Source organism: Nostoc sp. NMS4 (genome assembly GCF_017115095.1).
Taxonomy (GTDB): Bacteria; Cyanobacteriota; Cyanobacteriia; order Cyanobacteriales; family Nostocaceae; genus Nostoc.
Map to the genome: position 1 here is coordinate 1 of NZ_JABXKI010000339.1, position 12,314 is coordinate 12,314.

Consider the following 12,314-nt stretch of genomic DNA (forward strand, 5'->3'; position numbering starts at 1 on the left):
AATTAATCGAACAGGGAAGTCACGACCAATTACTGCAACAGGGAGGGCTTTATGCAACTTTACATAACTTGCAGATGTTGGGAAGTTAGAGGATAGATAGTCAAAAACTCACATTTTCTAGAAAAATAACTTAATTTTGCGGAATATGTAACAGCGCTTGTGTGGATAATAATGAATAGCCTTTTTGCAAAGTAGTTACTGAAACTGGATTTGTATAAGTTTTAGCAAGTGTGCAACCCTAGCAATATCTAGCTTTTGTATTGCACTTGATTGAAAATGGCCATAGGTTTATCACAAGCTGGCTCTAAAGACTTTGTTTTTCTGGAAAGCAAAAGCGTATAGGCCAATCTGACCGTAAACTCAGAATAATTCATGGGCAATCAGGCGTTGGCAAAAGTTCAATTTTACAGGCTGGATTAATCCCAGCATTAAAACAAAAATGATTACCACTAAATATAAAAATTGAACAGTTTGGTATTAAAGTTATATTTATCTTAAATAATTCTTCAATCAAAGACTGGCAGTATTCTTATGGTATCTTCTAATTCGTCCAATACCAATAATTTAATAAGTATTACTGATTTACAAGAAACCCATTATCAACTTATGAAAGGATGTGTCAACACTCTTAACTATATTTCAAAAACAAATTTTCCTTTTAAAACATTAAATTATGCTGATTTGTCTATAAACAAAGATTTGTTTTCATCAAATCCAGAATTACGTTTTATTTCTAAATTTATAGATATTTATGAAATAAAAATGTTTTATATAAAAATTAAGGAAGATATTTTAAGTGAAGAAGAAATAATTCTAAAAATTTTCTTCTTCTTGGTTAGTATTTTTATATTTTTACCTTATAAATTAATTGATTCAATTAACTTTTTCCAATTAAAATTTTTAACTTATATTATGACAAAATTATACATTCAAAATATTAATAATAATTTAATAGTTTTATATTCAAGATTAAAAGCTAGTATGAATAGCGATATCGAAGAGGAATTACAAATTAAAACTTGGTTAACAAGAAGTATTAATGATTGTAAAATTTTTAACGCTAATTTTTCGGGTTTTAATTCTAAAGTAATTATTGGTATACTTACTTTTTTAACACCTGCTTTACCTGTTATCTTAAGAACTTTAACATCTAATAATTGGATCAAACCCTATTTATCAAAATTAACAGCTTTAATAAAAGCGCTAAGTTTTAACATAATTTCATGGCAATTTATACTTTTAATAGTGTTATATTTACCAACAATTGTTATCTTAATGTTTTTAATAAAATCATTTAAGGTTAAATACTTTATTTTAAACTTTTTTAATATATATTCTATTGAATCTAAAATTTATAATATATTAAACTACAAAGACGTTGATACAGAACAAGAGAATTACAAATTTGGACAGTTATTAATTCAAATATTTTTTATAATTAATGCAATAATTTGTTTTGTACCACATATCTTAGATTTGTCATATCAAATAAAACTACCTGTAGGTATAATTAGTATACTCATCAGTATAGTACTTGAAATTCCCAAAAGACAAAAATAACCATTAAAAATATTTTGACTAAGTGGTTATACAATATAACAAAACAGTAATTTCTTTGATAGTTACAAGGATTAAATGCAATTGAGCCAGGATTAATTGCAACTAGTACAGCACGGCATAAATCTAGCTAATATCTGAATTAACCAGACAACTTGCTCAACCAACTGGTTAAAGGTAGGCAAACTTATGCCACAGCGTACTAGATACCCATCTGACCTACCACTTTTGGCGCATCAACCCACACACTCATCTGCTCGCAACGCACAGTTAACCAAGGTTGACCTAAACCTATTCCAAAAAAAGGACTTTCGGCGGGGATTTCTAACTTAGAACCAATCAAACCCAACAAAGACTCAAATTCAGCAGGGAATATCAGCAAATCAGCACCCTTAGCGCTGAAACTAGAGGGACTTAATCGCTGTTTCCATGCCAAGCTTTGTTGATTATACTTAAGACTACACAATTTCCGGTTTTTTTGATGCACAGTAACATACTTTCCTTGTTCCCAGGTAAACTCAGCTAGTTCCTTTGGTAGCCCCCAAATTTCTCGACCACCAGCCACCGAATCAGCATTATCTACATAAATGTGAGAAATCCAAGCACCGATTTTCCTCTGGTAATTAATCAAAGCCGGGACAATAATTAACTCACTATACTCCAGTACTGAGCCTGAATCGTAATTAGATAAATACACGCTACCGAGGGTTTTACCAGGACATACAGAAACAATTTCTAACTCTAAAGGAATCAAAGGGCGCACTTGGTCAATATTTAACAAATGCAGAGTTTGGATAGCATAACCTTGAAGTGTCCAAGGTGCTTGTGGATATGGCATAAGAGATTAACCAGAGTTTATATAACTCCTAATTTCTAACTCCTAACTCCTGAAAAAAAATCCCCACCCAGACAAATGCCTGAGTGGGTAAAATGAGGTCGAACAAAACAATCTTCCCAAAAGAAGTCAGGGGATTATTTGCTCTCTGTAAAATCAGCGTCAATCACATCGTCGCCGTTACTAGAACTAGAGGAACTGCTGCTATCTTGAGGTTCACCACCAGATGTAGCACCAGCACTAGCACCAGCTTGTTGATAGATGTTGCTACCAACAGCGAATAATGCTTGTTGCAATTCTGGGGTGAGCTTCTTGATTTGCTCATCGTCTTCTTTTGCAACCGCTTCCCGCACTTCTTTAACTAAACCTTCGACTTTAGTCTTGTCAGCATCGGGAACTTTATCGCCCAATTCTTGTAACTGCTTTTCAGCTTGGTATGCCAAAGAATCGGCTTGGTTCTTGCGTTCAATCTTTTCACGCCGCTCTTTGTCAGATGAAGCATTCTGTTCAGCTTCTCTCACCATCCGGTCAACGTCATTTTTATCCAGGGTGGAAGCGCCAGTTATACTGATGGACTGTTCTTTACCAGTACCTTTGTCCTTAGCGGTAACGTTCAAGATACCGTTAGCGTCAATATCGAACACCACTTCAATTTGAGGAACGCCGCGTGGTGCAGGAGGGATACCATCCAGACGGAAGGTTCCCAAGCTCTTGTTATCGTTAGAAAATTCGCGTTCACCTTGAAGAACGTGAATTTCTACGTTAGTTTGACCATCCACAGCCGTGGAGAAAACTTCGGATTTTTTGGTGGGAATTGTCGTGTTGCGGGGGATAATTTTGGTCATCACGCCGCCCAATGTTTCCACACCCAAAGATAGCGGTGTCACATCTAACAGCAAGATGCCAGTTACATCACCAGCTAGTACCCCAGCTTGAATGGCTGCACCAACTGCTACAACTTCATCAGGGTTAACGCTTTGGTTGGGGTCTTTACCCAATACCTGCTTCACAATCTGGTGGACTGCGGGAATCCGGGTCGAACCACCAACTAACACCACTTCATCAATATCGGTTTTGCTTAACTTGGCATCCCGGAGGGCGTTTTCCACAGGGATACGACAACGGTCGATTAAATCAGAGCAAAGTTCTTCAAACTGAGCGCGAGTCAGGGTTGTATCCAGGTGCTTCGGCCCATCCTGGGTTGCGGTGATAAATGGGAGGTTAATTTCTGCTTGGGTAACGCTAGAAAGCTCAATTTTGGCTTTCTCTGCGGCTTCAGTCAGACGTTGTAAAGCTTGTTTGTCTTTCCGCAGGTCAATACCTTCGGCTTTCTTGAACTTCTCAGCTAAGAAGTCAACAATTTTTTTGTCAAAGTCGTCACCACCAAGGTGTGTATCACCAGATGTGGCTAGGACTTCAAAAACTCCATCTCCTACTTCCAGCACGGATACGTCGAAAGTACCACCACCAAGGTCAAATACTAGGATGGTTTCGTTACTCTTCTTGTCAAATCCATAAGCCAGAGAAGCAGCAGTTGGCTCGTTGATAATCCGCAGAACTTCAATCCCGGCAATTTTACCAGCGTCTTTTGTCGCTTGCCGTTGCGAGTCGTTGAAGTATGCGGGAACAGTGATTACAGCTTGGGTTACAGTTTCACCCAGGTATTTACTGGCATCTTCAACTAGTTTGCGAAGAACTTTTGCAGAAATTTCTTCAGGAGCAAACGGTTTACCAGCTATCGGACAATCTAATTTGACATTGCCGTTGCTGCTGAGAACTTTGTAAGAAACTTCCGTAGCTTCGTTACTAACTTCATCGTAACGGCGACCGATAAAGCGTTTGACTGAGTAAAACGTATTTTCGGGGTTCATCACCGCTTGGCGTTTAGCGATTTGGCCAACCAAGGTGTCGCCATTTTTCGCAAATGCAACTACTGATGGTGTTGTCCGAAAACCTTCAGCATTAGCAATTACTGTAGGTTTACCACCTTCCATCACTGCCACGCAGGAGTTCGTTGTTCCTAAGTCAATTCCAACTACTTTTGCCATTTTAGGTGCTGGCTCCGTATAACTACAAATGAATGAATGAGAATATAAAGCACTAAATTTTGAACCAACAGGGTCAAGAAATCAGTCAGTTCAGCATGAATACCTTTGTTTTGGCTTTCCTGGGGTTAAAACTCCAGAATCTGCTGATATATATACTGAAGCTTAGTGGTAGCCAGTCCATGAAGGGTGGTTTCCCGAACCTTGCTTAGGACGGTTAAACTAACTAAATAGTTTTTTTAGTTGGTTCATGGATTAATTTGTCTTCACTCTCTCTAATGTAGAAGAATTAATACTTTCAGTAATTAGGGTGAACCGTAACGTCTGAGTGGTGTTTGCCGTCTTTAAAGATAATAAACTATGGAAACACTGAGAATGGAAGGAAATTAAAAGGCGCGTAGGCGTAGTCTGCACTTCTTTACGAGACGCTCTTGCTAGCTAGGCTCAATAAAGGCTCAATTTATCATTTTAGATAGATATCATTGATAAGTTGAAAAAAATCAGACTTTGTGAAATAAAGTAAAAGGTGAAAGTGAAAAGTCTCAGAATATTTCTCAATTAATCGGTTTGGCGTAAATTGTTCCCAATCTCAGAAATAGCTGATGAAGCTACGTGCTGCCTCCTGCCTTAAAACCTGTAACTTTTATGATGAATATCACTGAGCGCTACGACATTATCATTATCGGTACGGGAGCAGGTGGAGGTACACTAGCTCACCGCCTCGCACCCACAGGTAAGAAAATTCTCGTGTTGGAACGAGGCGACTTTTTGCCGAGAGAAAAAGCTAACTGGAATCCCCAGGAGGTCTATCAAAAACATCGTTACCACACCGATGAGCAATGGTATAACAAAGAAGGCAAAGTTTTTAAGCCTCAGACAGGTTACTGGGTTGGTGGCAATACTAAACTCTACGGTGCAGCCTTAATTCGATTCCGGGAGCGAGATTTTGAAAAGGTAATTCACAAGGGGGGAATTTCTCCAGAATGGCCGCTCAAGTACTCCGACTTTGAGCCGTACTATACACAAGCAGAAAAGCTGTATGACGTACATGGCCAAGAAGGAGAAGACCCAACAGAACCACCTCGTAGCGAACCATATCCCTATCCGCCAGTGAGTCATGAGCCGGATATGCAGTCCCTTGCTGATGGCATCCGCGAACTGGGTTATTACCCATTTCACCTACCACTAGGATTAAAGCTCAATGAAAGCAATCGCACCAAGAGTCCCTGCATTCGCTGCGATACTTTTGATGGATACCCTTGTCTCGTAGATGCAAAAGCCGATGCTGATATTAACGCCATTCGTCCTAGCCGCGAGATGTATGCCAATTTCACCCTTTTAACTAACGCGAAAGTATTGCGGCTGCATACCAGTGAGTCGGGGCGAGAGGTGACGAGGGTAGAAACTGAAATTGCTGGAGAAAAACATTGGTTTACAAGCGATATTGTGGTTGTTGCTTGCGGTTCTATCAACTCAGCAGCCTTGCTGTTACGTTCTGCTAACGATAAACATCCCAATGGATTGGCAAATAGTTCCGATCAGGTGGGACGTAATTTCATGAAACAACTGGAAACCGCTATAGTTTCCATACATTTAGAGGTGAATCACGCCAACTTTCAAAAAACGATCGCTGTTAACGATTTTTACTGGGGAGAGCCGGATTTTCCTTATCCGATGGGCATGGTGCAGAATACTGGCAATGTGTTGGCCGATATGATTCCCGCAGAGGCTCCGCCACTTATGGCTCCATTTATCAACCTGATTCCTCATTTTGAACGAAATTTGCTCGCCGAGCGCTCGGTTGGCTGGTGGTTACAAACTGAGGATTTACCAGACCCAAATAATCGGATTCGTGTGGTGGGCGAAAAGATTCATGTCGATTATACATTGAATAATACCGAAGCAAGCGATCGCTTAATCCATCGTTGGACATCTGTACTCAAGTCAATCCCTCAATCAGCTAAAAGCGTTTTACCATTTAGCATTTATCCCCGCACTCAGATACCCGAACAAGCTGTTGGTCATCAATGTGGTAGTTGTCGATTTGGGACAGATCCCAAAACCTCAGTCCTTGACCTCAGTTGTCGTACCCATGATGTCGATAATCTTTACGTGGTAGATAGTAGTTTCTTTCCCTCGAATTCCGGTGCTAACCCGACATTAACGATTATGGCGAATGCATTGCGCGTTGGCGATCTGCTGGCAGCAAAATTTCACTAATGCATAAAAAGGGCAAACATTATGACAAATGATGAACAGCAACCACAGATTCAATCTCAACAGGACGAGTCAGAAGTAATACAGTCCCATCCATTGACTACAAGTCTAGGTACTGTGGGAGGTGGGGCTGCCGGAACCGCACTTGGTCACTCCATTGGTGGTAAAGTGGGTGCTGCAATTGGTGCGATCGCAGGGGCAATTACTGGTGGCATTGCAGCCAATAAGCTGGTAGAGTACGCTGAAGAATTCATAGAAGAACTCCAGCCGACAATTGGATTAGGATTAGGAGCCGATCGCAAACCAATTGAACTACCTCCTCACTATTCTTGGGAAGAATTACAAGCATTATCGAAACCTTCAGAATGATAAGTAGGTGGGCGTAAATATTTGTCGTTGGGATCAGGCAGGAGGAATGTTCTTCAAGATATTTCAGAAACCCCTTTAGTAATTGATAGCAATTGTTCGTAATCCTTTGGTGTATCAATATCAATATCCCCTAGAGGAAACGGAATAGAAAACACTTCATTGAGGTTATTGTTAATAACTTTTTTTGCTCCTGAAGTTTCTTTTAAAGCGGCAAGTTCTGAAAAAAATATCTGACTAAATAGAGCGGGTACACCTAATGTATTTCCATATTCACAAGCAATAATCGGTTTTTTTGTTGAATAATATGTATCAACAAGTTGATTAATAATTTGCTGAGAAACAAATGGCTGATCGCAAAGTGTAATAACTACTGCTTCTATTTTTTGCGGAAGATTATTTAAGAATTCAATCCCGCTCTTGATGGAAGCACTCATTCCACAAGCCCAATCCAAGTTTTTAACTACTTTAACGGGAAGTTGTTGAATTTGGGGATGAATCTGTTCTGCATTGGCTCCAAGTACTACTACTACAGGTTGACAAACTGAAGCGATCGCTATTTCTGTAATATATTCTAAAAAGCTACGCCCTTGGTAAAGCAATAGTTGTTTCGGTGTACCCATTCGAGTCGATGCACCAGCAGCAAGGATCATAATCGCTATGGTTGGTTTATCGTTGTCTATAGCAGTCATAAAAACTAGGTGGTAAGTAGCAATTTTGGGTTGCTTTCATCATATTGGTGAATTGGTTGATTGCGATTTCTTAAAAAATTACCACTGCGATTTCTTAGCACTGCTTGAATTTCGGCAATAATAGCGATCGCTATTTCTTCAGGTGTATCTGCTCCAATATCAATCCCAATTGGGCCATGCAATTTTTTTAATTGTTTAGTAGTATAATCTATTTCTTGCAGACGTAAATCTTCAAGTAATCTTTCAGTACGCAGCTTTGGCCCTAAAACCCCTATATAACTTGTAGGAGATGGCAGCAACATTTTTAAAATTTCTCGGTCGTCAAGGTAATTATGCGTCATCACCACAGCAACTGTGTGGGCATCTATAAATACCTGTTTATCTACAATTTCTCGCCGACTCAGGATGACATCACAAGGCATGGTAAATCGCGCTCTAGTTGCTTCATTAGCTCGACAATCGACTACAGTAACCTGCCAACCTAATGCATGAGCAAATTGAGCTACGGGTACAGCATCATAACCAGCACCAAATATTATTAAGGGTGTGGGTGGTTGGATGACTTCGATGAAAACTTCTGCACTGCCTAAAGGTAACTGATAGATGTTTCCCCTCGACTTTTCATTAGCAAAGGCTGCTTGACTATCTGCAAGCAGAGATTTAATTAAATTGGCATCTTTGATGTCAGTGATAATTTTACCATCAGGATACAGCAATAAGCGCGACCCAAGTTTGACTTTTAGTGAGCCTTCAATGGCAAAGACTGTTGCAATAATACCCAAATGTTTTTTTTGAAAGCATTCTTGTGTAAAGGCGATCGCATTTGGTGTACTTTCTTTGTCAAGACGTTCTATCAGAACTTGTATAGTGCCATTGCACCCCAAACCAAAACCCCAAAGAATATCTTCAGAAGCGGTGCGATCATAAGTAACAACAATTGCTTCGCCGTCTGACATTCGTTGTTGAGTATGTGCAAATACGTCGTTCTCCAAGCAACCCGCGCTGATTGTGCCGATTATTCGACCTGTATTTGTCATTAACATTTTAGCACCGGGTCGGCGATAGGTTGAACCTTGAGTTTTAACTACAGTGGCAAGAAAAGTGATTTCACCACTTTTTTTACTTGACTCAAAGCCTTCTAAAATTGCTTGTAATTCGTTCATAAGATTTCTTGTTTTTCTCTTTCTAGCAGTTTGTCAGCTTCAGTAACCAGTCCCAATAAAAAAATGTGAGGCTGTGATATTCTGTGCGATCGTGCATCGCTGCTAGTACAGGTCGGCGGAAATAAGCCACCCGTTTGAAATGTCTAAAACCCTTACTTAATGGTAATTACGAATTACGTTAGCGTTTGACCTAAAAAGCGGATAGCGCCGGCGGCAAGCGAGTATTTTCGAGTGCGTCTTGATTCTGACTCCTGATACCGTTTCTTTGTGAAGCTGCGCCAAGAGTATTTTAACTGATTGACAAAAGGCGCTTTATTGTAATCTCTCACTGATGGCTTAAGAAAGATTCTGGAAGTAAACCTCTAGCGCTTCAGTTACTAACTGAGTCATCGGTTTACCTTGGCTTTCCGCCACTTCCTTCAACTTACTATAAACCTCTTCTTTCAAATTCACCCGATGGCGCGATTTGTTTGCACCATTGGCTGTTTGGGGTTCGTAGCTAGCAGCAAATTCGCGGATGGTATCAAAACCAACGCGATCGCAAAAATCACCGAAGCTTTCTTTCGATTTTCGAGATTTTTTAAAGTAGACAAAAATCGGCTCTAAGAAGCTTTCCAAGTCATTATGGTGTAGCTTTTCTGTGTAAGGTTGCGCCAATCGAGTCTGATTTGGCGAACCCCCTAACCATAGTTGGTAAGATTCGGGAGCGCTACCAACAAAGGCCAATTCTGCTAAGTAAGGACGAGCGCAACCATTGGGGCATCCTGTCATCCTTACCACAAAATGTTCTTTTTGTAAACCTAATTTATCCAAGAGAGCGCGAATTCTTTCCAAAATGCCTGGTATTGCGCGTTCTGATTCGGTAATTGCCAAGCCACAAGTAGGTAAAGCCGGACAAGCCATTGCATACCGCACCAAAGGTTCAATTTTACTGGGGTCGTCTCCGACACCGTGACGGCTGAGAATGTCTTGAATCGCTTCCTTGTTATCTGGTTCAATATCGTAAAAAATCAGGTTGTGGTTGGGTGTCAGGCGGATGGACAAGTTGAACTGCTCGACAATTTCCCGCAAAGCAGTTTTCAGGTGAAACGAACCTTCATCCTTGATTCGACCATTTTCAATGGAAATTCCTAAGAATAGCTTGCCATCACCTTGTTCATTCCAGCCAAGGAAGTCGTGATATTTAAACTCTGGCAGTGCTTTGAAGGCTTCGACTGGTTTACCAAAATATTCTTCAACTTGGGTGCGGAATTTATCTACACCCCAATCGTTGATTAGATATTTTAATCTGGCATGACGACGATCGGTGCGATCGCCATAATCTCTCTGGGTAGCAACAATCGCTTTCACTACGTTGTAAACGTCATCTTTCGCCACATAACCGATGGGGTCTGCTAACCTAGCGAAAGTTTCTTCTTTACCGTGGGTTCTACCTAAACCACCACCAGCAAAAATATTAAATCCTTCTAATTGCTTCTTCTTATTGGTAATCACTACCAACGCCAGGTCTTGAGAATACAAATCAACCGAATTATCCCCTGGCACCGTCACGCAAATTTTAAACTTGCGGGGCATATAGTAAGTGCCATAAATCGGTTCTTCGTTGTCATGGATAATTGTGCCGTTGCCATTGCGCTGTCGGGCTGCCTTTACCTCTGGGTTCTCTTCAGCACTAATTGCTTTCTCCCCATCTAGCCAAATTTCGTAATAAGCGCCTGTTTGGGCTGATAGCAAGTCAGCAATATTCTGGGCATACTCCCAAGCATATTGATACTCTGGGCGATTCTTAAATGGGGCTGGTGGTGCCATCACATTCCGGTTGATGTCGCCGCAAGCTCCCAAAGTCGAACCCAGGTTATTGACAATGGTGGCAATTGCTGCCTTAAGATTTTTCTTTAAAATACCGTGGAGTTGGAAACCTTGACGGGTAGTTGCTCGTAAGGTGTGGTTGCCATACTCATCAGCGATTTTATCTAAAGCCAGATACAGCTGCGGTGGTACTAAACCACCGGGATTTTTTGTCCGCAGCATAAACTGGTAATCTTTTTCCTGTCCCTTGGTGCGGTTGTCGCGGTTATCCTGCTGATAAGAACCGTGAAACTTCAAAAGCTGCACCGCATTTTCGGTAAAATGGGTAGTGTCTTCAAGGATTTCAGTTGCTACAGGTTCACGCAAAAAATTACTATTTTCCTTGATTCCTTCTACTTTGGAAGGCTTACGGCTAGCGATGGGGGAAGGAGCAGATTTAACCATTAGACTTGTATAGGATTCTCAATAAAGCATTAGTAGACACCGAATCAGCACCCTTCGGCTAGTTGATCCCCGGTAATCTGGTCGGAATAATGGGGAATCTTCCTAATTTTACCACGGCAAAGGCTGGCTTTGTCAGTGATGTAACACTTAACAAAACCAGCTTTTGAGAGTAGTGAATTTTAAGTGTTAAGTCTTGAGTACTTAGTCAAGTATAGAATAAATGAGGACTCAATAATCTTTTATTTGAAGCGATAGCCAATACCACCATTAATGCTAACAGCAGAAGCATCACTATTTTGGTAAAAGGAGCAATTATTAAGGAAGACAATGCAGAAATTGTCACGAAAGACTTGAGTAAGCGTTTCATAATTTTTACCAAATCTTGTATTTTTTACTTGTATATTCCAGGTCGAAAATAAAGTGATAATGTTCCAAATGATTGCCAAATCTTGTTAAATAATTGTTGTTATTAATTCATGATACTTACAGGGTAACTATCCCTTAAATTGATAAGTAAGCTGTTATAATTACATCTAAACGTCTTGTCCTTCTGACTATTTGTTCCTTGATAGACGCTTTTAAAACTGTCACAATAATTGGAACTAAAACTTAATCGGGATATGGTAAATAAAATACCCGATTAATAATTTTTGCCGAGCTTTTCACGGATGATGAAAAATAGGCTGTAGCATCCGTTGCAACAAGCTATAGAGGGAATCTATAAAGTTAATTTTGAGCCATAGTTGTGGAGATTGAATAATGCTAACCGCTGCAAAAACGTTGTCTGGTTTGATGGGTTTATGTGTCGGTGATGCGTTGGGTGTGCCGGTGGAGTTTACTAGTCGGGCTGAACGAGTAAAATCTCCAGTGACAACGATGCAGGGTTATGGCACATGGAATCAACCACCAGGAACTTGGTCAGATGATAGTTCCTTAAGCTTTTGCTTGGCTGAATGCCTTTGTCGGGGGTATTCGTTGGATGCTATAGCTAATTCCTTCTGGCGCTGGTACAAGGAGGCTTATTGGACTCCCCGTGGGGATGTCTTTGATATTGGTCAAACTACTCATACAGCAATTATGCGCTTGAAGCAGGGGGTTGTTCCCCATCAGGCGGGCGGTAAGGTTGAAAATAGTAATGGCAATGGTTCATTGATGAGAATCTTGCCGATGGCTTATTGTCACAGAA

9 protein-coding genes and 1 pseudogene are annotated in these 12,314 nt (G+C 40.4%); 5 read left to right on the forward strand and 5 right to left on the reverse strand.

The window, feature by feature from the left end:
- Nucleotides 1-356: 356 nt before the first annotated feature.
- Nucleotides 357-440, forward strand: a pseudogene (locus HWQ37_RS34770) (nSTAND1 domain-containing NTPase); the annotation flags it as partial.
- A 91-nt stretch (nucleotides 441-531) separates the two neighbouring features.
- Nucleotides 532-1,560, forward strand: a complete 1,029-nt coding sequence (locus tag HWQ37_RS30290) for a hypothetical protein (protein ID WP_292754136.1) — start codon at nucleotides 532-534, stop codon at nucleotides 1,558-1,560.
- A 199-nt stretch (nucleotides 1,561-1,759) separates the two neighbouring features.
- Here HWQ37_RS30290 and HWQ37_RS30295 read toward each other — a convergent pair whose 3' ends face one another.
- On the reverse strand, nucleotides 1,760-2,395 hold the full coding sequence (locus HWQ37_RS30295; protein WP_292754138.1) for an acetoacetate decarboxylase family protein: 636 nt from the start codon (nucleotides 2,393-2,395) through the stop codon (nucleotides 1,760-1,762).
- Between the two features lie 134 nt (nucleotides 2,396-2,529).
- Nucleotides 2,530-4,440: a molecular chaperone DnaK gene (dnaK, locus tag HWQ37_RS30300; RefSeq protein ID WP_292754140.1), complete on the reverse strand. Its 1,911-nt coding sequence runs from the start codon at nucleotides 4,438-4,440 to the stop codon at nucleotides 2,530-2,532.
- Nucleotides 4,441-5,085: 645 nt separating this feature from the next.
- Here dnaK and HWQ37_RS30305 point away from each other — a divergent pair.
- Nucleotides 5,086-6,657 (forward strand): GMC oxidoreductase, encoded by a 1,572-nt coding sequence (locus tag HWQ37_RS30305; RefSeq protein WP_465249727.1) that lies wholly within the window; start codon nucleotides 5,086-5,088, stop codon nucleotides 6,655-6,657.
- A 21-nt stretch (nucleotides 6,658-6,678) separates the two neighbouring features.
- Nucleotides 6,679-7,023 carry a colicin V family bacteriocin gene (locus HWQ37_RS30310; RefSeq protein ID WP_292754144.1) on the forward strand — a complete coding sequence of 115 codons (345 nt, stop codon included), beginning with the start codon at nucleotides 6,679-6,681 and terminating at the stop codon, nucleotides 7,021-7,023.
- A 53-nt stretch (nucleotides 7,024-7,076) separates the two neighbouring features.
- Here the strand turns inward: HWQ37_RS30310 and HWQ37_RS30315 are convergent, their stop codons facing one another.
- The 3 genes from HWQ37_RS30315 to sir all read right to left on the reverse strand — a co-directional run bounded on the left by HWQ37_RS30315 (nucleotide 7,077) and on the right by sir (nucleotide 11,128).
- The gene (locus HWQ37_RS30315) at nucleotides 7,077-7,712 is read right to left on the reverse strand and encodes a nucleotidyltransferase family protein (RefSeq protein ID WP_292754146.1); all 636 of its coding nucleotides are present in this window, start codon (nucleotides 7,710-7,712) and stop codon (nucleotides 7,077-7,079) included.
- 5 nt (nucleotides 7,713-7,717) lie between these two features.
- Nucleotides 7,718-8,875 (reverse strand): XdhC family protein, encoded by a 1,158-nt coding sequence (locus HWQ37_RS30320; RefSeq protein WP_292754148.1) that lies wholly within the window; start codon nucleotides 8,873-8,875, stop codon nucleotides 7,718-7,720.
- A 336-nt stretch (nucleotides 8,876-9,211) separates the two neighbouring features.
- Nucleotides 9,212-11,128: a sulfite reductase, ferredoxin dependent gene (gene sir, locus HWQ37_RS30325; RefSeq protein WP_292754149.1), complete on the reverse strand. Its 1,917-nt coding sequence runs from the start codon at nucleotides 11,126-11,128 to the stop codon at nucleotides 9,212-9,214.
- A 759-nt stretch (nucleotides 11,129-11,887) separates the two neighbouring features.
- Here sir and HWQ37_RS30330 point away from each other — a divergent pair.
- A partial coding sequence (locus HWQ37_RS30330; protein ID WP_292754151.1) for an ADP-ribosylglycohydrolase family protein occupies nucleotides 11,888-12,314 on the forward strand: 427 nt, incomplete at its 3' end.

What these genes read in the sequence shown, in the direction of transcription:
- HWQ37_RS30290 (WP_292754136.1), top strand. Translation starts at nt 532, where the DNA reads ATGGTATCTTCTAATTCGTCCAATACCAATAATTTAATAAGTATTACT.
- HWQ37_RS30295 (WP_292754138.1), bottom strand. Translation starts at nt 2,395, where the DNA reads ATGCCATATCCACAAGCACCTTGGACACTTCAAGGTTATGCTATCCAA.
- dnaK (WP_292754140.1), bottom strand. Translation starts at nt 4,440, where the DNA reads ATGGCAAAAGTAGTTGGAATTGACTTAGGAACAACGAACTCCTGCGTG.
- HWQ37_RS30305 (WP_465249727.1), top strand. Translation starts at nt 5,086, where the DNA reads ATGAATATCACTGAGCGCTACGACATTATCATTATCGGTACGGGAGCA.
- HWQ37_RS30310 (WP_292754144.1), top strand. Translation starts at nt 6,679, where the DNA reads ATGACAAATGATGAACAGCAACCACAGATTCAATCTCAACAGGACGAG.
- HWQ37_RS30315 (WP_292754146.1), bottom strand. Translation starts at nt 7,712, where the DNA reads ATGACTGCTATAGACAACGATAAACCAACCATAGCGATTATGATCCTT.
- HWQ37_RS30320 (WP_292754148.1), bottom strand. Translation starts at nt 8,875, where the DNA reads ATGAACGAATTACAAGCAATTTTAGAAGGCTTTGAGTCAAGTAAAAAA.
- sir (WP_292754149.1), bottom strand. Translation starts at nt 11,128, where the DNA reads ATGGTTAAATCTGCTCCTTCCCCCATCGCTAGCCGTAAGCCTTCCAAA.